The sequence below is a fragment of the Blautia massiliensis (ex Durand et al. 2017) genome, assembly GCF_051861785.1.
Lineage (GTDB): Bacteria > Bacillota > Clostridia > Lachnospirales > Lachnospiraceae > Blautia_A > Blautia_A luti_A.
In genome coordinates this window covers 3521431-3547224 of the sequence record NZ_CP146725.1, presented here as the reverse complement: position 1 = coordinate 3547224, position 25794 = coordinate 3521431, and the positions used below count along the sequence as shown (strand labels likewise).

General features: G+C 47.4%; 24 protein-coding genes and 1 pseudogene. 21 read left to right on the top strand and 4 right to left on the bottom strand.

What is annotated here, in order from left to right; all coding sequences use genetic code 11:
* The first annotated feature begins 156 nt into the window (after positions 1 to 156).
* A complete protein-coding gene (locus V9W66_RS16680) occupies positions 157 to 804 on the top strand; it encodes a TetR/AcrR family transcriptional regulator (protein WP_144094006.1) in 648 nt (215 codons plus the stop codon).
* Here V9W66_RS16680 and V9W66_RS16675 read toward each other — a convergent pair.
* Positions 726 to 1352, bottom strand: a complete 627-nt coding sequence (locus tag V9W66_RS16675) for a DUF3786 domain-containing protein (RefSeq protein WP_144094007.1) — start codon at positions 1350 to 1352, stop codon at positions 726 to 728. The genes V9W66_RS16680 and V9W66_RS16675 overlap by 79 nt on opposite strands.
* A 391-nt stretch (positions 1353 to 1743) precedes the next feature.
* Here V9W66_RS16675 and V9W66_RS16670 point away from each other — a divergent pair, with 391 nt between their 5' ends.
* From V9W66_RS16670 to V9W66_RS16595, 16 genes are all read left to right on the top strand, one after another.
* On the top strand, positions 1744 to 2199 hold the full coding sequence (locus V9W66_RS16670; RefSeq protein WP_110102406.1) for an Rrf2 family transcriptional regulator: 456 nt from the start codon (positions 1744 to 1746) through the stop codon (positions 2197 to 2199).
* Positions 2200 to 2902: 703 nt separating this feature from the next.
* Positions 2903 to 3871 carry a DUF6017 domain-containing protein gene (locus tag V9W66_RS16665; protein WP_105309316.1) on the top strand — a complete coding sequence of 323 codons (969 nt, stop codon included), beginning with the start codon at positions 2903 to 2905 and terminating at the stop codon, positions 3869 to 3871.
* 24 nt (positions 3872 to 3895) lie between these two features.
* Complete coding sequence (locus V9W66_RS16660) at positions 3896 to 4114, top strand: DUF5348 domain-containing protein (RefSeq protein WP_004611927.1); 219 nt, start codon at positions 3896 to 3898, stop codon at positions 4112 to 4114.
* Between the two features lie 93 nt (positions 4115 to 4207).
* Positions 4208 to 4690, top strand: coding sequence for a PcfB family protein (locus tag V9W66_RS16655; protein WP_074430170.1), 483 nt, complete (start codon positions 4208 to 4210; stop codon positions 4688 to 4690).
* On the top strand, positions 4687 to 6477 hold the full coding sequence (locus V9W66_RS16650; protein WP_144094008.1) for a VirD4-like conjugal transfer protein, CD1115 family: 1791 nt from the start codon (positions 4687 to 4689) through the stop codon (positions 6475 to 6477). The genes V9W66_RS16655 and V9W66_RS16650 overlap by 4 nt, the downstream gene beginning before the upstream one ends.
* On the top strand, positions 6470 to 6640 hold the full coding sequence (locus V9W66_RS16645; RefSeq protein ID WP_179860393.1) for a hypothetical protein: 171 nt from the start codon (positions 6470 to 6472) through the stop codon (positions 6638 to 6640). Before V9W66_RS16650 ends, V9W66_RS16645 begins: the two co-directional genes overlap by 8 nt.
* A 185-nt stretch (positions 6641 to 6825) precedes the next feature.
* Positions 6826 to 7041, top strand: a complete 216-nt coding sequence (locus V9W66_RS16640) for a Maff2 family protein (protein ID WP_009906233.1) — start codon at positions 6826 to 6828, stop codon at positions 7039 to 7041.
* A gap of 18 nt (positions 7042 to 7059) precedes the next feature.
* Complete coding sequence (locus V9W66_RS16635; RefSeq protein ID WP_015529210.1) at positions 7060 to 7929, top strand: VirB6/TrbL-like conjugal transfer protein, CD1112 family; 870 nt, start codon at positions 7060 to 7062, stop codon at positions 7927 to 7929.
* A 21-nt stretch (positions 7930 to 7950) separates the two neighbouring features.
* Complete coding sequence (locus tag V9W66_RS16630; protein ID WP_105309320.1) at positions 7951 to 8355, top strand: PrgI family protein; 405 nt, start codon at positions 7951 to 7953, stop codon at positions 8353 to 8355.
* The gene (locus V9W66_RS16625; protein ID WP_035394372.1) at positions 8303 to 10732 is read left to right on the top strand and encodes a VirB4-like conjugal transfer ATPase, CD1110 family; all 2430 of its coding nucleotides are present in this window, start codon (positions 8303 to 8305) and stop codon (positions 10730 to 10732) included. Before V9W66_RS16630 ends, V9W66_RS16625 begins: the two co-directional genes overlap by 53 nt.
* Positions 10733 to 10884: 152 nt before the next feature.
* Positions 10885 to 12672 (top strand): CHAP domain-containing protein, encoded by a 1788-nt coding sequence (locus tag V9W66_RS16620; RefSeq protein WP_439362997.1) that lies wholly within the window; start codon positions 10885 to 10887, stop codon positions 12670 to 12672.
* Between the two features lie 31 nt (positions 12673 to 12703).
* Entirely contained in the window at positions 12704 to 12973 is a 270-nt protein-coding gene (locus V9W66_RS16615; protein WP_105309321.1) for a DUF4315 family protein, read from the top strand.
* A complete protein-coding gene (locus tag V9W66_RS16610) occupies positions 12963 to 13688 on the top strand; it encodes a DUF4366 domain-containing protein (RefSeq protein ID WP_162496218.1) in 726 nt (241 codons plus the stop codon). The genes V9W66_RS16615 and V9W66_RS16610 overlap by 11 nt, the downstream gene beginning before the upstream one ends.
* A complete protein-coding gene (locus V9W66_RS16605) occupies positions 13685 to 13870 on the top strand; it encodes a hypothetical protein (protein WP_015529206.1) in 186 nt (61 codons plus the stop codon). The genes V9W66_RS16610 and V9W66_RS16605 overlap by 4 nt, the downstream gene beginning before the upstream one ends.
* Before the next feature lie 15 nt (positions 13871 to 13885).
* The gene (locus tag V9W66_RS16600) at positions 13886 to 15976 is read left to right on the top strand and encodes a DNA topoisomerase 3 (protein ID WP_054344402.1); all 2091 of its coding nucleotides are present in this window, start codon (positions 13886 to 13888) and stop codon (positions 15974 to 15976) included.
* 217 nt (positions 15977 to 16193) lie between these two features.
* On the top strand, positions 16194 to 18137 hold the full coding sequence (locus V9W66_RS16595) for an antirestriction protein ArdA (protein ID WP_439362790.1): 1944 nt from the start codon (positions 16194 to 16196) through the stop codon (positions 18135 to 18137).
* A gap of 40 nt (positions 18138 to 18177) precedes the next feature.
* Here V9W66_RS16595 and V9W66_RS16590 read toward each other — a convergent pair whose 3' ends face one another.
* The 3 genes from V9W66_RS16590 to V9W66_RS16580 are packed head-to-tail and all read right to left on the bottom strand — an operon-like array spanning position 18178 to position 22071.
* Entirely contained in the window at positions 18178 to 19215 is a 1038-nt protein-coding gene (locus V9W66_RS16590) for a tyrosine-type recombinase/integrase (RefSeq protein ID WP_118699674.1), read from the bottom strand.
* Positions 19205 to 20173, bottom strand: a complete 969-nt coding sequence (locus V9W66_RS16585) for a tyrosine-type recombinase/integrase (protein ID WP_118699675.1) — start codon at positions 20171 to 20173, stop codon at positions 19205 to 19207. Before V9W66_RS16585 ends, V9W66_RS16590 begins: the two co-directional genes overlap by 11 nt.
* On the bottom strand, positions 20170 to 22071 hold the full coding sequence (locus V9W66_RS16580; protein ID WP_118699676.1) for a tyrosine-type recombinase/integrase: 1902 nt from the start codon (positions 22069 to 22071) through the stop codon (positions 20170 to 20172). The genes V9W66_RS16585 and V9W66_RS16580 overlap by 4 nt, the downstream gene beginning before the upstream one ends.
* Positions 22072 to 22362: 291 nt before the next feature.
* Here V9W66_RS16580 and V9W66_RS16575 point away from each other — a divergent pair.
* From V9W66_RS16575 to V9W66_RS16560, 4 genes and pseudogenes are all read left to right on the top strand, one after another.
* Positions 22363 to 24225 (top strand): annotated as a pseudogene (locus tag V9W66_RS16575) (YodL domain-containing protein); the annotation flags it as partial.
* Between the two features lie 3 nt (positions 24226 to 24228).
* The gene (locus tag V9W66_RS16570) at positions 24229 to 25173 is read left to right on the top strand and encodes a hypothetical protein (RefSeq protein ID WP_105309324.1); all 945 of its coding nucleotides are present in this window, start codon (positions 24229 to 24231) and stop codon (positions 25171 to 25173) included.
* Positions 25170 to 25382 (top strand): transposon-transfer assisting family protein, encoded by a 213-nt coding sequence (locus V9W66_RS16565; protein ID WP_005933795.1) that lies wholly within the window; start codon positions 25170 to 25172, stop codon positions 25380 to 25382. The genes V9W66_RS16570 and V9W66_RS16565 overlap by 4 nt, the downstream gene beginning before the upstream one ends.
* Complete coding sequence (locus V9W66_RS16560; protein ID WP_105309325.1) at positions 25379 to 25744, top strand: cysteine-rich VLP domain-containing protein; 366 nt, start codon at positions 25379 to 25381, stop codon at positions 25742 to 25744. Before V9W66_RS16565 ends, V9W66_RS16560 begins: the two co-directional genes overlap by 4 nt.
* The last annotated feature ends 50 nt before the right edge of the window (positions 25745 to 25794 follow it).

Below are 25794 nucleotides of genomic sequence, written 5' to 3'. Positions count from 1 at the left end.
AAAATTCTGAACAATCTGTTGACTTTTTCTTTAAATCTCATTATAGTTGTTACTATATAAATTACAATAATCAATCTGTGAGATTTGTATGGCTACTCAACACATCAGAAAAATTGTTGAGGAATCATATGATAACAAATAATACAGGAGTATATAATGTCAGAAAAAACGAGAAAACAAGATCGCCGTACCCGCTATACCAGGCAAACCATAAAAGATACGTTCTTAGAATTGTTAAAGCAGAAGGGTTTTACGAAAATTACAGTTACAGAGATCTGCAAAAATGCTGAAATCAACCGTGGCACTTTTTATCTTCATTACTACGATATCCATGATGTATTATCAGATATTTTTAATGATATGACTCAGGATATGTTAACAACTGTAGATCATTTATTCTGTCTAAATCAAAAAAGCTGTTCTTATCCATTCTGTCAGAAAATACAGATGGAATCACAATACAGGGCACTGTTTCTGGATGATACAATTGCCCCCATTCTTCTGGAAAAATTAGCAGAAAATACAAAAGGAGGCTATGTGACCTGGCTTATGTCACACAGCCTCCTGACCTTTGAGCAGGCAGAATCGGTTTTTTATTTTCAAATGAATGGCTGCCTTTCCATCAACAGACTGATGCTCCGCAATCACTGTAATGACTGGAAACAGATTCAGACAACCATTGACAAATTTATCAAAGCCGGACTGGAAAGTTTTCTGATCCATGATCAGAGGGAAGAAAATGCTTCCGATAATTTTTGCAGCAAAATTTCTCCAACTGTTACCGCATCTTCTACACTCAGATAATGATCGGCATGATCCTGAAGAAATATTTTGCCAGATGCAGGAAATTCTTCATCTGCAAACCATATCTTTAAAGTTACCGGATATCTTGGCAGAACTGGAAAAACAGCACACAAATCCGCCTTTGTCTCTGTGAATTCTGCACCTAGGTTTTTACATGCTTTCTGAATTTTCTCAGGATCTTTATCCTGCAAAAGCTTTTCCAGTTTCTGCTCTGCAGTCCGGTCAAACTTGGTTCCTCGAATCAATCCATCTTTCAAGTTACCAAAAGTGATGAGCTCCTGTGAAACTTCTGTTCCATCGGCCATATCCAGATAATGCAGCAATATCAGATAATGCCATTCGTCCATGTTTGAGTTAATACGAAACTCAGGGAGTTGAATTTCAATCGTTTCATAAAAGCTCAGTACTTCAAGCACATTTCGACTGCTATGAAAAACAGCCCCACTTTTTGCAGCAAGATCCTCTCCGGAACGATTTTGCAGCCGTTTTACTGCCGCCTGCAACATTTCCTGAAATGCACGATTTTCTGTTTGATTTTTGTATTCCATAAGCTCTCCTTTGTGAACATTTATAGTATCATGTAATAATCAATGTTTATACAAGGATTTTAGTATTCTCATAAATCTAACTTTGTCCGGATTCTCTTTTATCCATTCCTGGACAAAACTCATTACCTCAGTCATAGTTTCATAGATTTGTCTACGATCAGCATATTATACACTCCTCCGTAAGTTTCATTACTGTGTTGACTTTTCCTTTAAATTTCATTATAGTTGTAATTATATTATTTACAAGCATCAAAATAATAAATATGCACAGTTTCTCAACACATTAAAAAGAACTGTTGAGAACTTGAAATGTTTTAGCCAAACCAGAAATATTTTTATCTCAAAAATGTGAAAAAAAATCATTATATCATACTATAAGGAGTTTCTTATCATGAAATATTCAACAAAATTAAGCGATACTGTTCATGTGATGGTTCTGATTGCTATCAACCAGGAAAAATCTCTCTCCAGTGCCTCAATTGCAGAAAGTGTCCATACAAATCCCGGCTTTGTACGCCAGCTTATGTTAAAACTAAAAAAAGCTGGACTTATGACCAGTGTAGCCGGACATGCCCGTCCTTCTCTTTCAAAACCAGCAGATCAGATTACATTGCTGGATATTTATAAAGCAGTTGAAGGCGAGAAGCCGCTGCTCCATTTAGATACTCATACCAACCCTGATTGCGGCGTTGGCATTAATATTCAGTTGTCTTTACAGGAATTCTATAATGAAATCCAAAAAACTGCTGAAGAAAAAATGAATATGATTACTTTACAGGATATAATAGATACCTATTATCAGCGAACATCAATCCTCAATATCTCCCCGGTTAGCCATCACGGTTAAATTTTCATCCCGATTTACGGAAAATGTTCCTACTACATCCGGTTCACCTTCTTTATGACCGGATTCAGGTTTCCCATAAATACTTCCTGCACAGCCGGATCAGGATTATCAAATCCTGCATCTATGGCTATCTGCATTTCTCTGCGTACCTCTTCTGGTGTTGTGTTGTACTTTTCTGCAATCTTTTCATTTATTATGAGTGTAGACATGCACAGTTTACGCTTTCATCTCGGTAATTGAATTGCCGAGGATTCCCGCTTATTGTCCTAAAACTTTACATATTTTATCAATTTTATTTATTTTATAAAAATTAGTTGATTGTCTTGAAAAATGCTTGATTTGCAGGCATATTCGCAGGTTTGCAGATTGATTTTACTACTCATTTACTACTTTTAATGAATTGAGCCTTGATATGCAAAAAGCACCTGCGGACTGCCGGATAGACCGCTGCACCACCTTACGCGGCACGTCGAAAAGAAAAAATAAAATAAGCACCACCTATAAGGCGGCGTTTCTCACTCCTACACAGGAGAACAGGAACGCTGCTTTTTTTATGCCCTCGTGTTATGCAGTAAGGGCAAACAAAGCCTTGATTTATGCGGCTCTTAGAGCGTGGAAATGAGAAAGACAAGGGTTGATACCTTTTCCCTCAAAACCGCGTTTCTACTGCGTAACAAATCCAACGAAAAGGAGTGACGAAGCTATGGCAGTTTTCCGCGTGGAAAAGAACAAAGGTTATACCGTTATGAGCAACCACCATTTACGCAACAAGGAGCTTTCCTTAAAGGCAAAGGGCTTGTTGTCGCAAATGCTCTCACTTCCCGAAGATTGGGACTACACCCTTGCAGGACTGTCCCTTATCAACCGGGAAAAGATTGACGCTATCCGGGAAGCAGTACGGGAACTGGAAAATGCCGGATATATACAGCGTTCAAGGGAACGTGATGAGAAAGGATGCTTACGCGGTACAACGTATGTTATCTATGAGCAGCCGCCTAAGTTGGATTTACCAACATTGGAAAAACCAACATTGGATAATCCAACATTGGAAAAGCCTATGTTGGAAAAACCTACGTTGGAAAATCCAACGCAATTAAATAAAGAACTATTAAAGATTAACTTACCAACAAAAGAAAAATTAAATACAGATATATCAAGTACCCATTCCATTCCTTTCCATTCCCTAAATCCCTCTCCCTTAGAGGACGCGGCACAGCCGCCGGAACGGAAGCGAAAGGAAACGACAGACGCATATAGCGTGTATGAGGAAATCATCAAGGACAATATCGAGTACGACTATCTGATACAGGATAGATACCTTGACCGGGACAGGATAGAGGAAATCCTTGCCCTTATTCTTGAAACTGTCTGCACCAAACGAAGAACAATCCGTATCGCCGGGGACGACCACCCGGCAGAGCTTGTAAAAGCAAAATTTATGAAACTGAACAGCGAACATATCCGCTTTGTACTGGACTGTATGCAGGAAAACACCACCAAAATCCGCAACATCAAGCAGTACATGAAAGCTGCCCTTTTCAATGCCCCGTCTACGATTGGCAACTATTACACGTCCCTTGTATCTCACGATATGTACGGCGGGCGTACTATCCAGTCGGCAAGAAGCAAGGGCATACCCGATTACACCTGCAACGAGGGCGAAAGCCTGTAAACCAACCCAAAGGAGGATTTTATGATGACACAGAAAACAGGAGCTTTGATTTTTGATGAAACCGCTGACCGCTACGACATTCGCTTTGACGTAAACGACTATTACGGGGGCTTGCATTGCGGCGACTGCATGGAGGTCTTTGTGCGGGGCAAATGGAAGCCGACCCGTATGGAGTACGGGGACAACTGGTATCTTGTGGGTATTCGGGCGGCAGACCTTTCCGGGCTGCGGGTACGGATTTAACAGGGCGGCGTGAAAGCGGACGCTCTTTTTTCATGCCCGCCCCGCTTCCCGGCGGCGGACATACCACCATAGAACACGAAAGGAGGACACCCATTGCAGGAGGAAACTAACGAAAAGACCATAGCCCTTTACATCAAGACCGGGAAGCTGACGGCACAGCAGCTCCAAAAGGCTATGAAAGCCCTGCTTGCACAGATGAAAAAGCAGCATGACAGACAGAAAATCCCGCATGGAAAGCAGACCCTAAAGCAGCTTATGAAGCAGAACGCGGGCGTTTCCAACATTGAAATCACAAAGGACAATATCAAAGCCTTTGAGAGTACGGCGAAAAAATACGGGATTGACTTTGCCCTAAAGAAAGACAGCACCGAAACCCCGCCCCGTTATCTTGTGTTTTTCAAGGGACGGGACGCGGACGCACTGACCGCAGCCTTTAAGGAGTTTTCCGCAAAGAAGCTGACGCAGGAACAAAAGCCCTCTATCCGCAAGCTGATTGTTTCCCTCAAAGAAAAGGCGGCGGCTCTGAACGCGCAGCGGGACAAAGTAAAAAACAAAGACAGGGGGATTGCAAGATGAACGCTATCAACTGGAAAAAGCTGCTGCTTCCCAACATTCCCTATCTGCTCTTTGTGTATCTCTTTGATAAAGTCGGGCAGGTGGTACGCCTTGCGCCGGGGGCTGACCTGTCCGGCAAGGTGCTTTCCCTTGCAGACGGCTTTTCCGCTGCCTTTACAAATCCGCTTCCGAGCCTTGCCCGTATGGATTTGCTTATCGGTATTGTGGGGGCTGTCCTTATCCGGCTGATTGTCTATGTAAAAGGCAAGAACGCGAAGAAATACCGCAAAGGTATCGAATACGGCTCTGCCCGTTGGGGGACTGCCGAAGATATTAAGCCCTACACCGACCCGGTATTTCAAAATAATGTGCTGCTGACACAGACGGAACGGCTTACCATGAACAGCCGCCCAAAGCAGCCGAAGTATGCAAGGAATAAAAATATCCTTGTTATCGGGGGAAGCGGCAGCGGCAAGACGAGATTTTTCGTGAAGCCCAACTTAATGCAAATGCACTCAAGCTACGTTGTAACTGACCCGAAAGGTACGGTTTTAGTCGAGTGCGGGAGGCTCTTGCATCGGGGCGGCTACCGGATAAAAGTGCTGAACACGATTAACTTCAAAAAAAGCATGAAATACAATCCCTTTGCCTATCTCCGCAGCGAGAAAGACATTTTGAAACTGGTAAACACTTTGATTGCCAACACCAAAGGGGACGGGGAAAAAGCCGGGGAGGATTTTTGGGTAAAATCGGAACGGCTCTTTTACTGCGCCCTTATCGGCTACATTTGGTACGAAGCCCCGGAGGAAGAAAAGAACTTCACGACGCTGCTTGAAATGATAAATGCGTCGGAAGCCCGCGAGGACGACCCGGAATTTCAGTCCCCCGTTGACCTTATGTTTGAACGGTTGGAGGGAAAAGACCCGGAACACTTTGCCGTCCGGCAGTATAAGAAATTTTTGTTATCTGCGGGAAAGACAAGAAGCTCTATCCTCATTTCCTGCGGTGCGCGGCTTGCCCCCTTTGACATTAAAGAGCTGCGCGACCTTATGGAAACCGACGAAATGGAGCTTGACACCATAGGCGACCGCAAGACCGCCCTGTTTGTTATCATTTCCGACACCGACGATACATTTAACTTTGTTGTGAGTATTCTTTACACGCAGCTTTTCAATCTGCTTTGCGACAAGGCAGATGATGAATACGGCGGCAGGCTGCCAGTCCATGTGCGCTGTCTGTTAGACGAGTTTGCAAATATCGGGCAGATACCGAAGTTTGAAAAGCTCATAGCCACCATACGAAGCCGGGAAATCTCCGCTTCAATCATTTTGCAGAGCCAGTCGCAGCTAAAAGCCATTTACAAGGACAACGCCGATACCATAGCCGGCAACTGCGACACCACCCTGTTCTTGGGCGGCAAGGAGAAAACCACCCTCAAAGAAATGTCGGAAATCTTGGGGAAAGAAACCATTGACAGCTTCAACACTTCCGAGAACCGGGGGCGGGAGGTATCACATGGACTGAACTATCAGAAGTTAGGCAAGCAGCTTATGACGGAAGATGAAATAGCAGTCATGGACGGCGGGAAATGTATCTTGCAGCTACGAGGGGTGCGCCCGTTCTTCTCTGATAAGTACGACATTACAAAACACCCCAACTATAAATACCTGTCCGACTATGACAAGAAAAATACTTTTGATATGGAAAAGCATTTAAGACGCAGACCCGCCCTTGTGAAGCCGGACGAACCCTTTGACTATTACGAAATCAGCGAAGCAGATTTGCAGGAGGACACCGCCCATGAATAGACGTATCCGAAAGAAACAGGATAAGAAAATCACAGAAGCCATAAACGGGCTTATTTTCATTGCCGAGCGACGGGAGCAACAGCGACAGGCAGCTATCCGGCAGTTTGTAAAACGGTGTGAAACCCTGTATGAGCAGCAGCGAAAGGAGGAATTGACGCAGTAACAAAGAAACAGATAACTTACAGAATACGCGCCCCTACAAAAATTCCTATCGCTAACAACTGAATACCGCCGCGCGGCAGACACATAGGCAGCGCGGGGACTTATGACCGCGGCAGTTACAAAACTGACCGCCGTTTTTTATGCCCTTTTATGGGGCAAGCCGCATTTGCGGCAGAAAGGAGCTTTATGGAATTTTTTAACTCTGCTATCGACGTATTACAGACCCTTGTTATCGCACTGGGCGCAGGCTTAGGCATTTGGGGCGTTATCAACCTCTTAGAGGGATATGGAAACGACAACCCAGGTGCAAAATCACAGGGCATTAAGCAGCTTATGGCGGGCGGCGGCGTTGCCCTTATTGGCACTATCCTTGTACCGCTTCTTTCCGGTCTGTTCGGATAAGTTTACGGAGGGTAGCCTATGGAGAGCATACTTGACGCGATTAACGAATGGATAAAGGAAATCCTTATCGGCGCGATAAACGGTAATCTGTCAACGATGTTCGGGGACGTAAACGAAAAAGTAGGCACCATTGCAGCGGAGGTAGGCAAGACCCCGCAGGGGTGGAACGCGAACATTTTCAACATGATACAAAATCTGTCCGAAAATGTGATTGTACCCATTGCGGGGCTTGTCATTACCTATGTCCTCTGTTATGAGCTTATCAGCATGGTAACGGAAAAAAACAATATGCACGACGTTGACACATTCATGTTCTTTAAGTGGTTTTTCAAAGCCTTTGTTGCCGTTTTCTTGGTAACACATACCTTTGATATTACTATGGCGGTGTTTGATATGGCGCAGCATATTGTGTCCGGCGCGGCGGGGGTAATCGGCGGCGATACGAATATCGACGTAACCGAAGCCCTTGCCGCCATGCAGGAGGGACTAAAAGATATGGAAATCCCCGAACTACTGTTACTTGTCATGGAAACGAGCCTTGTAAGCCTTTGTATGAAAATCATGTCCGTACTGATAACCGTTATCCTCTACGGCAGAATGATTGAGATATACGCCTACTGTTCCGTTTCCCCTATCCCTTTTGCCACCATGACAAACCGGGAATGGGGACAGATTGGGAACAACTACCTAAAGGGGCTGTTTGCACTTGGTTTTCAAGGCTTCCTCATTATGATATGCGTCGGCATTTATGCGGTTTTGGTAGGCGAAATGGTCTTAGCGGACAACCTGCACAGCGCGATTTTTTCCCTTGCAGCCTATACCGTTATCCTCTGTTTCTCCCTGTTCAAATCCGGCGCACTGGCAAAATCTATATTCAACGCCCACTAAGGGCAGAAAGGAGGTTTTTTCTTGGCGTATGTACCTGTACCCAAAGACTTATCCAAAGTCAAAACAAAAGTCGCTTTCAATCTGACAAAGCGGCAAATCCTTTGTTTTTCAGTGGCACTTCTTATGGGACTGCCACTTTTCTTTTTGTTCAAAGACAGCGCAGGGACGAGCCTTGCGGCAATGGCAATGATTGTCGTCATGCTTCCCTGCTTCTTGGTTGCCATGTATGAAAAGCATGGGCAGCCCCTTGAAGTGGTTGTAAAGAACATCATTCAGACAAAATTGACCCGCCCCAAAGTGCGACCGTATCAGACGAAAAACCTGTATGCACTCTTGGAGAAACAGCGGGCATTAGAAAAGGAGGTATCAGCGATTGTCAAAAGGACAGACAAAAAAGACGCGGGAAGCCGCAGGAAACAGGCGTAAGCTGACCCGCGCGGAAAAGAAACAGATAGCGGCGGTTATCCGGCAGGCAAAGGGGGACGGCAAAGCCCACACCGCACAGCAGACCATTCCCTACCTTGCCATGTACCCGGACGGTATCTGCAAAGTGGCACAGCGGAAATATTCAAAGAGCATTGCCTTTGAGGACATCAACTATCAGCTTGCACAGGCAGACGATAAGACCGCCATTTTTGAAAACTGGTGCGATTTTCTCAACTACTTTGACGCAAGCGTGAACGTGCAGCTTTCTTTCATCAATCAAGGCTCACAGCAGGAACAGGCAGCGCTGGCAATCCATATCCCGCTGCAAAATGACGATTTTAACTCTATCCGCACTGAGTATTCCGATATGCTGAAATCGCAGCTTGCCAAAGGGAACAACGGGCTTGTCAAGCATAAGTACATCACATTTTCCATTGAAGCGGACAATCCGGCGGCAGCAAGGGCGCGGCTTTCCCGTATTGAAACAGACGTACTCAATAATTTTAAGGTGCTTGGGGTATCGGCGCACCCCTTATCCGGCTATGAACGCCTAAAGGTGCTGCATGGGGTATTCCACCCGGCAGGCGAGCCGTTCTCATTCTCTTATGACTGGCTGACCCCGACGGGGCTTACCACAAAGGACTTTATCGCCCCGTCCTCTTTCAAGTTCGGGGAGGGACGCTACTTTGCTATGGGGAAAAAGACGGGGGCGGTATCGTTCCTTGAAATCCTTGCCCCGGAGTTAAACGACCGTATCTTAGCGGATATGTTGGACTTGGAAACAGGCGTTATTGTCAATCTCCACATTAAAAGTATCGACCAGTCGGAAGCAATCAAGACCATTAAGCGCAAAATCACTGACCTTGACAAGATGAAGATTGAGGAACAGAAAAAAGCGGTTAGAAGCGGTTACGATATGGATATAATCCCGTCCGACCTTGCCACCTTTGGAAATGAAGCAAAGAACCTGTTGCAGGATTTACAGAGCCGCAACGAGCGAATGTTTCTTCTCACGTTCCTTGTGGTAAACATGGCAGACACGAAGCGGAAACTGGAAAATGACATTTTCGCGGCGGCAGGCATTGCACAGAAATACAACTGCGCCCTGACCCGTCTTGACTATCAGCAGGAAGCGGGGCTGATGTCCTCTATCCCTTTGGGGGAGAACCTTATCCCGATACAACGGGGACTTACCACATCAAGCACCGCTATTTTTATCCCGTTCATCACGCAGGAGCTATTTCAGACCGGGTCTGCCCTGTATTATGGGCTGAACGCTTTAAGCAACAACATGATACTCTGCGACCGCAAGCAGCTTAAAAACCCGAATGGGCTTATCTTGGGAACACCGGGCAGCGGAAAATCCTTTGCGGCAAAGCGGGAAATCACAAACGCCTTTCTCATTACTGACGATGATATTTTTATCTGCGACCCGGAAGCCGAGTATTTTGCCCTTGTCAAGCGGCTTGGCGGGCAAGTGATACGCTTATCCCCGACCGGGAAAGGCATGGACGGCAAGCCCCAGTATGTGAACCCTATGGATATGAACCTTAATTACAGCGAGGACGACAGCCCCCTTGCACTGAAAAGTGATTTTATCCTGTCCCTCTGCGAGCTTGTCATTGGCGGCAAGGAGGGCTTGCAGCCCGTTGATAAGACCGTCATTGACCGCGCCGTAAGGAATGTGTACCGGGACTACCTTGCTGACCCCGACCCGGCAAAAATGCCTATCTTGGGCGACCTTTACGACGAGCTGTTAAAACAGCCGGAGCCGGAAGCTGCCCGCATTGCAGCGGCATTGGAGCTGTATGTTTCCGGCAGTCTTAACGTATTCAACCACAGAACGAATGTGGAGCTTTCTAACCGCCTTGTCTGCTTTGACATTAAGCAGCTTGGGAAGCAGCTCAAAAAGTTAGGTATGCTCATTGTGCAAGACCAGATATGGAACCGCGTTACCATTAACCGGGCAGAAAAGAAATCTACCCGCTACTATATGGACGAATTTCACTTGCTCTTAAAAGAGGAACAGACCGCCGCTTACAGTGTGGAGATTTGGAAGCGTTTTAGAAAATGGGGAGGCATACCCACAGCTATCACGCAGAACATTAAGGACTTGCTTGCTTCCCGCGAGGTGGAAAATATCTTTGAAAACTCTGATTTTGTCCTCATGCTCAATCAGGCACAGGGCGACCGGGCTATCCTTGCAAAGCAGTTAAATATCAGCCCACAGCAGATGAAGTATGTAACCCACACCGAAGCAGGCGAGGGACTTATCTTTTATGGGAATGTGGTGCTTCCCTTTGTAGACCATTTCCCGAAAGATACCGAGCTTTACCGCATTATGACGACGAAGCCGGAGGAAGTGAGCAGCCTATGAAACAGTTAAAACCACGCGATAAAATCACGCAGAAAATGACCCGCGACGGTGCGGTGGAAATCAATGAAACACAGCAGACTGCCGAGCGTATCAGCAGCCGGGAAGCAGACAGCGACTTTTCACAGCCGGACACCGCTACCGCAGAGCGTGTCATGGAACACCTTGACGCAGCCCATACCCGAAAGGCAAGCAAAAAGGCAGTCAAGAAAGCACAGGAAGCGGCTGTTTTGCGTACTTCCACTTCACGCTTGCAGTTTACCGACGAGGAACGGGAAACGCCAAAACTGCAACCCTACATCAAAAAATCGGAAAAAGCAGCCGACAAACTGGACGCAGCAAAGGCAGCTCTCCCGAAGCAGAAGAAACTTGTAAAAGAGCGCACCTTTGAGGAAACCACCGGAAAGGCAAAGACCCGTTTACGCTTTGAAGAACAGGAAAAGCCGATACCCGGCGGCAAAGCCCACAGTAACCCGTTATCCCACCCCGCGCAGGAAGCGGGTATTTTTGTTCACAACAAAATCCATAGCGTCGAGAAAGATAATTCCGGTGTGGAGGGCGCGCACAAATCGGAGGAACTTGCCGAGCGCGGCGCAAGGTACGGGACAAGAAAATTAAAACAGGGCTACCGCAGCCATAAGCTGAAACCCTACCGGGAAGCGGCAAAGGCAGAACAGGCAGCGTTTAAGGCAAACGTCAATTTTCAGTATCACAAAGCCTTGCAGGAGAACCCGCAGCTTACAAGCAATCCCTTTTCCCGGTTCATGCAGAAACAGAAAATCAAACGCCAGTATGCAAAAACCGTAAAGAAAAGCGGCTCAGCCACCGCCAAAGCTGCCGCCGGAGCGTCCCAAACAGCAGCAAAGAAAGCGGCTGCCTTTGCAGGACGACACCCGGCAGGCGTGATAATCGCTATCGCCGCGCTGCTTCTGTTCATCATGGTATCCGTAGGGCTTTCCTCTTGTGGGGCAATGTTTTCCGGCAGCATGAACAGCGTGTTAGGGACTTCCTACACGTCCGAGGACAGCGACCTTGTGGCAACGGAACAGAGCTATGCTGCAATGGAAAATGAGCTGCAACAGGAAATTGACAATATCGAAAGCACCCACAGCGGCTATGATGAATACCGCTATGACCTTGATACTATCGGGCATAACCCCCACGAATTAGCGTCGTACTTGACTGCCCTTTTGCAGAGTTACACCCCGCAGAGCGCACAGGCAGAGCTAAAACGGCTGTTCGGCTTACAGTACACCTTGACGCTGACGGAAGAAATCGAGATACGCACCACCACCGACGAGGAGGGCAACGAGGAAGAATACGAATACCGTATCTTAAATGTGAAACTGACAAACAAGCCGATTGCTTCCCTTGCGGAAGAACTGCTGAACCCACAGCAGTTTGAAATGTTCAAGGTGTACTTACAGACACAGGGCAACAAACCGTTGATTTTTGGCGGCGGCTCTCCCGACGGAAGCCCGTCCGAGGATTTAAGCGGCGTGGAGTTTGTAAACGGCACACGTCCCGGAAACCCGGAGCTTATGGAGCTTGCAAAACAGCAGGTCGGAAACGTGGGCGGCTACCCTTACTGGTCTTGGTACGGCTTTAACAGCCGCGTGGAATGGTGCGCCTGCTTTGTGTCATGGTGCTACAATCAAGCCGGAAAAAGCGAACCCCGCTTTGCGGGCTGCGAATGGCAGGGCGTTCCTTGGTTCCAGTCAAGGGGACAATGGGGCGCACGCGGCTATGAGAATATCGCACCGGGCGACGCTATCTTTTTCGACTGGGATTTAGACGGCGTTGCCGACCATGTGGGGCTTGTGCTTGGCAGGGACGGAAGCCGCGTCTATACCGTTGAGGGCAATTCCGGCGACGCCTGCAAGATTAAAAGCTATGACCTCAACTATCAATGTATCAAAGGCTACGGGCTGATGAACTGGTAAGCAGCCCCGAAAAGAAAGGAGAATTTATTTTATGGCAAACAACAAAATCGACCGTATCAATAAGGAAATCGCAAAGACCCGCGAGAAAATCACAGAGTATCAGAACAAGTTAAAAGGACTGGAAGCGCAGAAAACCGAAGCGGAAAACCTTGAAATCGTGCAGCTTGTACGCGCTATGCGACTTACCCCGCAGGAATTAAATGCTATGCTGTCCGGCGGCGGTATTCCCGGCATGAACGCCGCACCCGCTACCGAAGCGGCAGACTACGAAGAACAGGAGGAAAATGCAGATGAAAAATAAACTCAAACAGACCATGACTGCCCTTTGTGCCGCCCTTATCCTTATGGGCGGTTTTTCTGTCCCTGCCTATGCACAGGGAGCAGCCGCAGAGCCACCCACAGAGGACGCGACCAACGACAGCAATGTAGTGGTGGAAGAACCGGAAACGCCGCCCCTTACCCCAAAGGGCAACGCAACACTGGTGGACGATTTCGGCGGCAATAAGCAGCTTATCACTGTTACCACCAAAGGCGGCAACTACTTTTATATCCTCATTGACCGGGCAGCCGAGGGGGAACAGACCGTACATTTCCTTAATCAAGTGGACGAAGCCGACCTTATGGCACTGACCGAAACTGGGGAAGCCACGAAAAAACCGGAAGTCTGCAACTGTACGGAGAAATGCGAAGCCGGAAAAGTAAATACGTCCTGCCCGGTATGTGCAACTACTCTGACAGGCTGCACAGGCAAGGAACCCACGCCAACACCCACCGAGCAGCCGGAAGAACCCAAAGAAAAAGACGGCAATCCCGGCGCGGTGCTTGCCTTAGTCCTCTTTGTGCTGCTTGGTGGCGGCGCGGCGTTCTACTACTTTAAGTTTGTAAAACCGAAGCATAACGTGAAAGGAAGCACCGACCTTGAAGATTTTGACTTTGAGGATTACGACGAGGACGAGCCGGAAGCAGATACCGGGGAAGTTTCCAAAGAGGAAGAAACGGAGGACAAGGAAGTATGACCCTGTTTACCGACAATCCCTTTGAAAAGATGATGATACAGAAGCCGGACTATGGCAAACGGGAAAAATCCCCGCCGGAGCTTTCTTCCCCACGCTGCGCGGGCTGCCCTTACAAGGGGCAGTCCCCTTGTGTGGGGTACTGTATGAGAAAACTGGAAAACAAACGACAGACCGAACGATAAAAGGAGGAATTATCATTGATTTTAGTTATCGCAGAAAAGCCCAGTGTGGCACAGACAATCGCTGCCGTACTTGGGGCAAAGGAAAAGAAAGACGGATTTCTCACAGGAAGCGGCTATATCGTTTCTTGGTGCGTGGGACATTTGGTAGGGCTTTCCGAAGCTGCCGCCTACGGGGAGCAGTATAAAAAGTGGAGCTATGACAGCTTACCGATTTTGCCGCAGGAATGGAAGTACACCGTTGCTTCTGACAAGGAAAAGCAATTCAAGACCTTAAAGGAACTTATGCACCGGGCAGACGTTTCCGAAGTCGTCAATGCCTGCGACGCGGGGCGCGAGGGAGAACTCATTTTCCGTTTTGTCTACGAAGTTGCCGGGTGCAGGAAGCCCACGCGCCGCTTGTGGATTTCCTCAATGGAAGAAGCTGCTATCAAAGAGGGCTTTTCTCATCTGAAGAACGGCGAAGCATACGACGCGCTCTTTGCTTCCGCATTATGCAGGGCAAAGGCTGACTGGCTAATCGGTATCAACGCCACCCGTCTTTTTTCTGTCCTTTACAACCATACCTTGAATGTGGGACGCGTACAGACCCCGACCTTAAAAATGCTTGTTGACCGGGACGCGGCGATTACCACGTTCAAGAAAGAAAAATACTATCATGTGCGCCTGTCCTTATCCGGCGCGGAAGCTGCAAGCGAAAAACTGTCTGACCGTTCCGAAGCTGACAGGCTGAAAGCTGCTTGTGAAGCGTCAAAAGCAGTCTGTACTTCCCTTGTGAAAGAGAAAAAGACCGCAGCCCCGCCGAAGCTCTTTGACCTTACTTCTTTGCAGAGGGAAGCAAACCGCCTGTTCGGATATACCGCAAAGCAGACCCTTGACCTTGCACAAGCCCTGTATGAAAAGCGTTTGCTTACTTATCCGAGAACCGACAGCGCATTTCTGACCGACGACATGGGCGACACAGCGGCGGGCATTATCAAGCTGCTTTGTGGGAAATTTTCTTTTATGGCGGGCATGGACTTTGCGCCGGAGCTTGCAAAAGTGCTGAACAGTAAAAAGGTATCAGACCACCATGCCATTATCCCGACTATGGAGCTTGCAAAGACCGACCTTGCCGCGCTGCCGGAAAGCGAAAGGAATATCCTTACCCTTGCCGGGGCGCGTCTGCTCATGGCGACCGCCGCAGTACATACCTTTGAAGCGGTTACGGCTACATTTGAATGTGCCGGACAGTCCTTTACCGCAAAGGGAAAAACAGTGCTGTACGACGGGTGGAAAGAGATTGACCGCCGTTACCGGGCAGCCTTAAAGAACAAGCCCGAAACGGACGACGCAGACAGCGACACAGAAAAGACCCTGCCGCCATTTACCGAGGGACAGACCTTTGAAAATCCGGCGGCAACGGTAACGGAACATGACACAACACCGCCAAAACCTCACAACGAAGCGTCGCTGCTCTCTGCTATGGAGCACGCCGGAAGCGAGGACACCGACCCGGACGCAGAACGCAAAGGGCTTGGAACTCCCGCCACCCGCGCCGCCGTCATTGAAAAACTGGTAAAGGGCGGTTTTGTGGAGCGAAAAGGCAAGCAGCTACTTCCCACAAAGGACGGTATCAACCTTGTGTGCGTCCTGCCGGACACCTTGACAAGCCCGCAGCTTACCGCAGAATGGGAAAACAATCTGACACAGATTGCAAAAGGCAAGGCAGACCCCGCCGCATTTATGGAGGGTATTGAGAATATGGCGCGGGAACTGGTAAAGACGTACCCGTTTCTTTCTGATGATAAAGCGCAGATGTTCAAGCCGGAACGGGAAGCGTTGGGAAGCTGCCCCCGCTGCGGTTCTCCTGTCTATGAGGGCAAGAAGAATTACTATTGCAGCAATAAGGAATGTATCTTTACCATGTGGAAAAATGACCGTTTCTTTGAAGAACGAAAAGTAACCTTTACCCCGAAGATTGCCGCCGCGCTCTTACAATCCGGCAAGGTAAATGTGAAAAAGCTCTATTCCCCAAAGACGGGCAAGACCTACGACGGAACTATCGTATTGGCTGATACGGGCGGGAAATATGTCAACTACCGGGTGGAGCTTCCGAAGAAAAAATAACTGAATAGCAAGCATAGGAAAAGAGTACCCTTTTCCGTAAAATTCCTGCTTTCTCTACCGAGAACGGCGGGGATTTTTGCTTGTTGGGAAGTTTCCCAAACCCTCTGAAATCTTGAAAAAATATCTAAACTCTTTGGCAAAAACGCGGGCGCGGGGTACTGAATGATGAAACTGGAAAGCGCAGCGTCCGCGCTGCCTTTGGGAAAGGAGGTTACACATGGCAAATTTACGGGACACCGTAAAAGACTATCAAGAAGAATTAAGGGACGGTATCGCTTGGGTGGCGTTTTGGAAAACGGGACGTTCTTGGAACGCGGAATATTTCCACCTTGAAATGGGCGATATTCTCTACCCGGAGGACAGAAGCCGCATGGAAGAAATCAAACAGGCTGACCCTGCCGCCGTTGTGGTAAACGGCTATTATTCCGGCTATCTTGGCGAGGACAGGAACCTTGACGAACTGACCGCCGGGGTGCGCCGCCACTACGAAAACGGATATAGCAATATCGGGGAATTTATCGAAGCCCACGACGACAGGCTGCCGCCGGAGCTTATCGAGGAAGCAAGAGCCGCCGCCCACGCTGCGGGGCTGCCTTTTTCTGAAAAAGCCTACCGGGGCGGCGAAGAACCCGACCCCTATCTATTTGACGGGAGCATGAGCATGGAGGACTACGAGCTTATGCACCGCATGATTGAGAAAGAAAGGAGTGAGCGCATGGAAGAAACGATTTTAAGCGGGTATCTTTCTAATCTTGGAAAGTACACCGAGGGCAGACCTGCGGGCGAATGGGTATCATTCCCCACGACTGCTGAACATTTGAAAGAAGTCTTTGACCGTATCGGGATAGACGGCAAAAACTACGGGGAGCTGCACATCACAGAATATCAGTCCTCTATTCCGGGACTGGCAGGGAAATTGACCGAGCTTGAAAGCCTTGACGAACTGAACTATTTGGGCGAGCTTTTGAAAATGCAGTTTGACGACGACCGGGAAAAATTTGCTGCGGCTATCACATACGGCGACCATACAAGGGACTTGCAGGACATTATAAACCTTGCACAAAATCTTGACTGTTACTGGATTTATCCGTCCGTAAAAACCGAGGAAGATTACGGGCATTATCTGATTGAAGAACTGGACGAGTTGGAGCTGCCGGAAGAAGCAAAAAACTATTTTCTCTATGAGGAATACGGGCGGGACGCTGCTATCAATGACGGGGGCAGATTTACCGAGCAGGGATATATCTACAACAACCGCAACACCTTTACACAGTGGTATGACGGACGGGACGTGCCGGAGGAATATCGGGTAACACCGCAGCCGCCAGTACAGGAAAAGGAACAGGCAGACCTTGACGCTGCCGCAGCCATACCGACCACTGCCACAGAGCAGCCCCCGGTTCTCCCGATTATCCTATCTTCCGAAAAGCCCGCCAACAAAATGAAAGAGATTACCGACCGACTGGAACAGGGCATTTTGGGGATTTATGAAAGCGACCGTTACGCCGACTATCTGCGTACTATGTCTAAATTCCATGATTACAGCCTAAACAATACAATCCTTATCGCCATGCAGGGCGGCAACCTTGTAAAAGGCTATAAACAATGGGAAAAGGAATTTGACCGCCATGTAAAGCCGGGGGAAAAAGCTATCAAGATAATTGCGCCCGCGCCCTTTACCGTTAAGAAACAGGTGGAAAAAATCGACCCGGACACGCAAAAGCCTGTTTTCGATAAGAACGGGAAAGCCGTTACCGAGGAAAAGGAAATCCAAATCCCCGCCTTTCGTGTGGTATCTGTTTTTGACGTGTCGCAGACCGAGGGTAAGGAGTTGCCCGACCTTGGGATAAAGGAGCTTACGGGCGACGTGGAACAGTATCAGGATTTTTTCGCTGCCCTTGAAAAAACTTCCCCCTTTGCTATGGGATTTGAAGCACTAAGCGGCAGTATAAAAGGACGCTGCAATTATGAGGAAAAGTGTATTCTCATCAACGAGGGCATGGACGAATTGCAGAATATCAAGACCGCTATCCATGAAATTGCCCATGCGACACTCCATGACATAGACAAAGACGCGCCGGAACGTCCCGACCGCCGCACCCGCGAGGTACAGGCATTATACTCAGCATTCCAAAATGTTAATCATTTTAAAGAATGCTGAGAAATAAGACGTTTTTCTACTAAAAGATGAGCATTATTCGTTAGCGCAATCCACAAAGTCTTGCCATTTCATCTTCGTTGCCCTCCCACATTGGTGCTTCATCAGATACAGGTGTTGGAACAGATTCCATTGCGTCTCTAAGCTGTTCAACAGATGGCTTTGCATAGTAGCTTTTGGTTGTATCAGTTCTGGCATGTCCTAACACTGTAGAAACAAGCTCAATAGCGATTCCATCCTGATAAAGATTTGTGGCTCTGGTTCGGCGGAACATGTGACAGTGAACCGAATCTGGAAGACTAATCCCTTTTTCACTGACCAGAGCTGCATATTTTTTTATAATCCGCTGGACATTTCCAACGGACATCCTGTCTGTTACACCTTTTATTGTTGTGGAAAATAAGTATGCTTCTTTGGAAGAATTACTGTGATATACACGTATATATTCCCTAAGGTGTTCGACTGCTTTAGCTGTTAATTGTATGGTTCTTTCTTTATTACCTTTGCCGGTTATGAAAATATTTGGATATTTTGTTTCTGCCGTGATATCACATAAGCGGATGTTAAGCAGCTCACTGACTCTTACAGCTGTATCGTAGAGAAGAATCAAAATAGCACGGTCTCGTACACCGAATTTCGTATTCAGCGGTGCAGACAGTATTGCAGCAAGTGCATCATCGGACAGAATAGGTTTTTCCTTTTTAATGGTTTTGCATGGTGAGATCTGACTGATCGCCAGGGCAACTGACTGGACTGATATGTCCATATCCGAGGCATAGTTCAGATAGGCACGGATAGCCGCAACTCTTACATTTACAGTTGATGGCTGGCTGCCATTTGCAAGCAGATATTCTCTGAAATTATAAATACATTCTTTGGTACAATCAGAAAACTGAAAGGTGCTTATGGATTTACCTAATTCACCTACAAGGTAGTTTTTAAATATTGTAAGGGAATCTCTGTAGGATTCTGCTGTAGCCTGACTGCGTCCGACCTGCTTTACCAAATAAACATTTAGAAAGTTCCATGTGTGAGAAAAGAACAGCTGGTCAGTCGATATCTTTGCTGATTTATTCTTCATAGGGAAGCACCTCCGGAATGACCTTTCCAGACACTGAATCTTTCTCTCGGATAGTATCAAATGCCTTTTCTGCAAGATGATAGTAATAATACGTTTCGTCAGGACTTTTGTGTCCAAGGTATCTGCTTAAATATGGGAGCATAGTGTTTGTATCAATTCCCTGATGCATCCACTCATTAAATCTCTCCACTACAAAAGCATGGCGTAAACAGTGGGGTGTCGGATGTTTATCAACTGTCTTGGCAACCGGAAGCATGGCCCAATGGCGGTTAAAACTTGATTCTACTCCAGAGCACGAAACAGGCTTATGTGGATCTTTTCCCGGAAAAGCCCAGTCAATTCCGGGGAAAAGCATTTCCTGACGTTCTTTATAGTTTTTAAGTACCGGAAGGCTATCCTGCGGAAGATATACAAGGCGGTCCTTGTTACCCTTTGAGCCAAGGACAGTAAGGATTCCTTTATCCAGGTCTATGTGCTCCCATTTTAGCAATCGCCCTTCTGACAGACGCAGACCGCAGCAAAAATATAGGAGAAAAAGAATCTTGCACTCTCTATCGAGTCTAAATTGCTCTGAATTATGAGACGTGCGGATATCCATTTTCTGCAGCAGTTCCTTAACTTCCTCTTTTGATGGAATGTAAAGAACAGGACGGTAAGCCTTGCAGAAAAAATTAGGAATATATGCTTCCTGACCAAGGGAAAGGATATATTCACTCAGCACCTTCACCATCGACATACAGCGATTATGATAGGCTTCTCCTTCGCCCGGTCTGGCTTCTGACCATTTGGCTGCCATTTCATAGGTGACTGTTGTCAGTTCCGGATAATTCTGTACGCAAAAGGTATCAAAGCGTTTTAATAGCTTTTCTTCGGAATTATAGGCATATCCATCAGCTCGTTTTTGCTGTATAAGTCCTTCGATATGATGTGCCAGACCGCTCTCAAAAATGTATGTCATGATAAAACACCTCCAAATTCCAGAGGGCAGAGCCTCATTTTATCTTCGTCACGTTCAAGATATACCTCTGCTGTTTCCTGACGTGCATGTCCGAGAGCATTGGAAATATCATCAAGTTTGTTGTCTGCCCGAAGCATTCTTGTGGCAAATGTTTTTCGTGTCATATGAAAGCCCTGACCAGCAGATAATTCAAATCCATATTCAGCAAGTATTCTTTTTAAAGCTCCACGGCACGCCGTTGTAACTTTAAGCGGAATATATGGTGCCTGATGGCGGATAAATATATAACCGTTGCCTGTGACAGCTGATTCCGGACGTCCATTCATGATGTATTTATATACTGAATTACCTACATCCGTTGGGACTGGAAGCGTTATTGCTTTGCTTGTTTTCTGCTGAATGAAGGAAACAGTTTTGTTTTTCCAGTCAAAATCATTTACCTGAAGCTTTAGGATGTCTGCTCCCCTGATACCCATTCGAAGTCCAAGCATGACCATGGCTGTGTCCCTGAGCTCCATGGGAGTAGAAGCTCTCTCACGATATTCATATATTTTCTCGACTATAGCATCGCTCAGAACATCAACTATGCTGCGATGAGGCGCACAGCTTGCAGATACTGCAAAAGCAAGTGTTGGTGAAATCAGATCCTGGTCAGCCATGTACCGTAGAAGCTGACGAAGCTTGGTTCCATATGCATTTTTACTTTCCGGGGTCGAGTGGACATCATGGTTATGAAATGCTTTAACCACATCGGGTGTTATGGAGACTGGATTATCTATTCCATTATCTTCAAGATATTTGAAGAAACTGCATCCGGCTGCCCTGCACATGGTAAGTGTCTTATCGGTCATTCCATCCCGCCTGCGGCTTTCTATGAAACCATCAAGGATGCTTTTGCTCCATGATGGAAGATGATCAGATGCACGCATCGGCTCAGCGATTATATTGGATTCCATTATGCCCTGGAGATACTTTTCAAACATTCTGATAGTGTGTGAACGATGAGCTGATCCGGAACTGCTGGCTTTGATCTGATTCGGGCAATCCGGGAGTATACCTATCCATGATGTCACAGTTTCTGCCGAGTGTTCCAGATGGTTAAGTTCCAGGAACATGAAATACCATGTGAAATCATTGCGATAAACAGCTTTTGATGATTTCATGTATTTCCAATCGTCCAAAGCGTCAAGATATTCATCAGCTTTAAGAGCGAGAGGTATACTCGGATGAAATGCGGTACCTGTTTTAGAAAGTCTCATCTCAAGCAGTATTTCAACGTTCTCACCAAAAAGAACCCGCTGGTAACACTCTGGCACATCACCTCTGCGGTGAAGATATTTCATAAGTGCTGTCATGGCACATACGGCGTTCTGACGTCTGGCAAGAGATTTACAGGATTTGCAGTAAGTATTCCAGTATTCGATAAGAGTATCTATGGTTATTGCTTCCGGCTCTGTAACTCCCAGGGAAGTAGCAAGCCTGAAGAACTCCTTGATGGCAACAGAATACGTATGGTAATAGCAGGGATTCTGTGTGGTCGCATAGTATTCTTCCAGCTCATATGTCAGGCGAAAAAAGGATTCCGATATTCCGCTCCGGCAGAAAAAACTGTCTTCTGAGCGGCAGAAAGAACTTTTGATATCTCCAAAGAGCAGGTAATGCTCGAGGCGGAACAGGGCATTTCTATATTGAGAACACGTCTCATAGGAAATTTCCCGTTTTTTAATCTCAAGCCAATCCAGTGCGGCATCCATTGAAAAAGGAATGCCCTTATCCATCAGGTACTTGAAGAGTGTAGCATAACAGGTTCTGTGCATGTCTATATTTTTACATGCACTGTCTGGCTGTTTCATCATATTGAGAACTGATGAAATAGCATCTAAATAGTTTATTTGCATATCAAATGCGCTCCTTTCCGGTTTCCCATTCGAGGGGAAAACCTGATAATAGCGTATCTGATAATGCTCATCTTTTTTACAAGAAAGTGAGGATTTATGGAAAATAATTTAAAAGATCAACATTATAAAAACATGGGTATAATGCTTCAAATGGAAACATTAACATTTGAAGCAGAAAGCGTCGCCTATGTCGTTTGCCAACACTACGGGCTTGATACGTCGGACTATTCCTTTGGATATATCGCCGGGTGGAGCAGCGGAAAAGAACTTGCAGAACTGAAAGGCTCTCTTGAAACAATCCGCAGCACCGCCGCAAGTCTGATTGATACCATAGACGGACATTTTGCAGAAATCCAAAAGGCACAGGATAAGGAACAGACCACCGAACAGGCACAGACCCCACAGGAAGCTACCATACAGCCCGAAGCAGAAGCAGCCGCGCCGGAGCTTCCCGAAGAAACAGCCCCGGTACAGGAAAAAGAAGCACAGACCGAGCCGGAAGCTGATACAGGCGCAAGCAGCGAAGCACCACAGCCGGAACAAGCTGCACCCGCCGCACCTTATTACACAATCAACGAAGCTGCCGCCAAACGTGCAAAGGACGCAAACAGTTTTTCCGATTATAAGCAAGGCAGCGCGACGGCTGAATACAGGCACTATGTAGATGAAGCCGTACAGCTTGCAGAAAGGCAGAAACAGCGGGTAGACCCGATGTACCATGAGAAAATCGACAGCCTGCTTGACACCTACGCCCGGAAACTGGCGGCGAACATGAACAAAGGCTATGAGATTGACGCGCGTGTTCCCTCTATCCTCATTGCGGGCGGCTCTAACTTCCCCACAAGGAAGAAAGAAAAGCAGAACGCAGCCCGCGACAGCAATTACCGGGAATGGCAGGACATACAAGGACTTCTTGATAAAATCCGCAGTACCGGCATGGGCGGTATCAGTGCAGACGACCCGCAGGCAGTACAGAAGTTAGAAAAGAAACTGGAAAGCCTTGAAAAATCACAGGAAACCATGAAAGCCGTAAACGCCTATTACCGTAAGCACAAGACCCTTGACGGCTGCCCGCATTTGTTGCCGGAACAGCTTGAAAAATTAAAAGCGGACATGGCGAGCAGTTGGCATTTGGGGGACAAGCCCTTTGCGACTTGGGCGTTATCCAACAACAGCGCGGAAATCCGGCGCGTGAAAGACCGTATCAAATCCCTTTCACAGCAAAAAGAAATCGGTTTTGTGGGTTGGGAATTCGACGGCGGCAAGGTGGAAGCAAACACCGAAGCGAACCGTCTGCAAATCTTCTTTGAGGATAAGCCGGACGAAGCTACGCGGGAAGCCTTAAAAAGCAACGGCTTCCGTTGGTCGCCAAAAGCCGGGGTATGGCAGCGGCAGCTTACCAGTAATGCCTACTATGCGGCTGATTATATCAAAGCGATTGCACCCCTTACCGGGGAAAAGCCTACCGAGTTACAACGGGCGCATATCCGGGCGCAAAAGATAGCTGCACAAGAACAACCCGTACAGGAGCAGCCGGAACAGGAAGCCCCACAGGACAAAGACACCTTTTCCATTTATCAGATTAAGGGCGGGGACGAAACAAGGGATTTGCACTTTGAACCTTACGACCGTCTGACTGCCGCCGGACACCGGGTAGACGCGAAAAACTATACACTTGTCTATTCCGCACCTCTTACGCCGGGGACTTCTCTTGAAGATATTTACACCCGCTTTAATATTGACCACCCGAAAGATTTTAAGGGACACAGCCTTTCCGTTTCCGACGTGGTGGTGCTTCATCAGAACGGACAGGACACCGCCCACTATGTAGACAGCTTCGGTTATAAGGAAGTGCCGGAGTTTTTGCAGCCGGAAAACTATCTGAAAGCTGCCGAACAGACCACCGAGCAAAACTACAACATGATTGACAGACAGATAAACAACACCCCGACCGCTGCGGAACTGGAAGAAAAAGCAAAAGCCGGGGAACAGATTTCCCTTGCAGAATACGCCGAAGCATTGAAAACCGATAAAGGACGCGGCAAGCCTGCTAAACAGGAAAAGCCCTCTATCCGGGCGCAGCTTAAAGCAGCGAAAGAACAGACACCGAAGAAACAGGCAAAACAGAAAACACAGGATTTGGAAAGGAGCTGACCTATGAAGTTACAAAAATTTGAAAATGTGGACGTTATCGCTTCCCTTGAAGCCATAATGAAACAGAACACCGCTTTTTATCAGAGCGATTTTGACATAGACAAACAGATTTTGCAGAAAGCGGCGGTAAGCCCTATCCCGGAGGACAAACGGCTTTTGTGGTTTTCCCGCCCGTCCGGGACGTGCTGCTTCCGGGAACGGGACGTTTTTCTAAAGGACACAAGGCAGCATAATACATGGCGGTTTTACGGGGAACAGACCCGCGATACTATCCTTGCCTATGCGGTGGAACTGACAGGCACAGAGCAGGAAAAAATCAAGGGCAATCTTTATGAACTGGATTATTTGCAGCATTTCCGGGAAGTAATCGAAAAATCAATCCCTGCCGACAACTACACGCTGATTTATGAGCATGGGGAGCTGACAAAGCCTGCCGGACAATATTTTGACGGGGACACTGACCCGCAACTTGGAAAGTTTATACGTTTTAAAGCACAGCCAAACGACCCGGAAGCCTTAAAAAGCCTTTTGAGGGAACAGCAGAAAAAACGAACACCGCATACGCAGGGGGATTTTCAGTTACATATCGCCGCCCTGCACGACAGACGGATTGAAACGGAAGCCCGCCGGATTATAGAAAATGTAAAAGGACTTGGAGAACCGGACAGCCCCGAAAAGACCCATTGTGCAGTAGAGCTTTCTCCCTATTTTGTTCCACTGGCAACGGATAAGGACATGGAACGCCTGTTTTCCATGCTCCCTTACAAAAACCTTTCTTTTTCCACGTTGGAGGGCAGGCATGGCATTTATGCGCTGATAGATAAAAGCGAGAGGAAGAAAGAGATGAAACAGTCCCGTCCCTCTGTCCGGGCGCAGTTACAAACAGAAAAATCCCCAAAAGTCCCGAAAAAGACAGCAAAATCAAAACATCACGAATTGGAGGTATGAGCATGATTAGACTGACCGTTGAAGAAATGAACCTGTTGAGTATTTACCATGAGGGAAGCAAGGCACAGCTTATGGAAAATATGACGGCTGCGCTGCCGTTCATGGACGAGGATATGCGCCCCTTTGCAGAGCGCACCTTACAAAAAATCTCCCCGCTAACAGAAAACGAGTATGCGGAGCTTGCCATTTTCGCCGCTGATGAGGTATGACCGGGGGTAAGCGGCTCACGCCGCCACAGAGCCGGAAAGTCAACAGCCTTGTAAAAAAGGAGTGCTGCAACTGCGAGCGCGGACACTGTATCTTACTGGACGACGGGGAGGAATGTGTCTGCCCGCAGCTTATTTCCTATTCACTTCTATGCAAGTGGTTTCAGACCGCCGTACTTCCCCTTGATAAGCTGCTGTATGCAGAGCTTTTCAAGACCGAGGATAAAAAGCGTTGTAGTGAGTGCGGCACGTTCTTTGTATCAAAATCAAACAGCGTCAAATACTGCCCGGATTGCCGGAAGCGGATTACCCGCAGACAGGCAGCCGAGCGCATGAGGAAACGGCGTGCGGCGGTTACGCAATAAGGGCAAAAAAAGCCTTGATTTACAGGGCATAAATGACGTGAAACTGGCAT

Excerpts from the sequence above, each read along its gene's own strand:
- V9W66_RS16665 (WP_105309316.1), top strand. The coding sequence starts at position 2,903 with ATGGCAGTTTTCCGCGTGGAAAAGAACAAAGGTTATACCGTTATGAGC.
- V9W66_RS16660 (WP_004611927.1), top strand. The coding sequence starts at position 3,896 with ATGACACAGAAAACAGGAGCTTTGATTTTTGATGAAACCGCTGACCGC.
- V9W66_RS16670 (WP_110102406.1), top strand. The coding sequence starts at position 1,744 with ATGAAATATTCAACAAAATTAAGCGATACTGTTCATGTGATGGTTCTG.
- V9W66_RS16675 (WP_144094007.1), bottom strand. The coding sequence starts at position 1,352 with ATGGAATACAAAAATCAAACAGAAAATCGTGCATTTCAGGAAATGTTG.
- V9W66_RS16585 (WP_118699675.1), bottom strand. The coding sequence starts at position 20,173 with ATGACATACATTTTTGAGAGCGGTCTGGCACATCATATCGAAGGACTT.
- V9W66_RS16620 (WP_439362997.1), top strand. The coding sequence starts at position 10,885 with ATGGAACACCTTGACGCAGCCCATACCCGAAAGGCAAGCAAAAAGGCA.
- V9W66_RS16565 (WP_005933795.1), top strand. The coding sequence starts at position 25,170 with ATGAGCATGATTAGACTGACCGTTGAAGAAATGAACCTGTTGAGTATT.
- V9W66_RS16610 (WP_162496218.1), top strand. The coding sequence starts at position 12,963 with ATGAAAAATAAACTCAAACAGACCATGACTGCCCTTTGTGCCGCCCTT.
- V9W66_RS16640 (WP_009906233.1), top strand. The coding sequence starts at position 6,826 with ATGGAATTTTTTAACTCTGCTATCGACGTATTACAGACCCTTGTTATC.
- V9W66_RS16590 (WP_118699674.1), bottom strand. The coding sequence starts at position 19,215 with ATGAAGAATAAATCAGCAAAGATATCGACTGACCAGCTGTTCTTTTCT.
- V9W66_RS16580 (WP_118699676.1), bottom strand. The coding sequence starts at position 22,071 with ATGCAAATAAACTATTTAGATGCTATTTCATCAGTTCTCAATATGATG.
- V9W66_RS16605 (WP_015529206.1), top strand. The coding sequence starts at position 13,685 with ATGACCCTGTTTACCGACAATCCCTTTGAAAAGATGATGATACAGAAG.
- V9W66_RS16635 (WP_015529210.1), top strand. The coding sequence starts at position 7,060 with ATGGAGAGCATACTTGACGCGATTAACGAATGGATAAAGGAAATCCTT.
- V9W66_RS16615 (WP_105309321.1), top strand. The coding sequence starts at position 12,704 with ATGGCAAACAACAAAATCGACCGTATCAATAAGGAAATCGCAAAGACC.
- V9W66_RS16595 (WP_439362790.1), top strand. The coding sequence starts at position 16,194 with ATGGCAAATTTACGGGACACCGTAAAAGACTATCAAGAAGAATTAAGG.
- V9W66_RS16645 (WP_179860393.1), top strand. The coding sequence starts at position 6,470 with ATGAATAGACGTATCCGAAAGAAACAGGATAAGAAAATCACAGAAGCC.
- V9W66_RS16570 (WP_105309324.1), top strand. The coding sequence starts at position 24,229 with ATGAAGTTACAAAAATTTGAAAATGTGGACGTTATCGCTTCCCTTGAA.
- V9W66_RS16560 (WP_105309325.1), top strand. The coding sequence starts at position 25,379 with ATGACCGGGGGTAAGCGGCTCACGCCGCCACAGAGCCGGAAAGTCAAC.
- V9W66_RS16680 (WP_144094006.1), top strand. The coding sequence starts at position 157 with ATGTCAGAAAAAACGAGAAAACAAGATCGCCGTACCCGCTATACCAGG.
- V9W66_RS16650 (WP_144094008.1), top strand. The coding sequence starts at position 4,687 with ATGAACGCTATCAACTGGAAAAAGCTGCTGCTTCCCAACATTCCCTAT.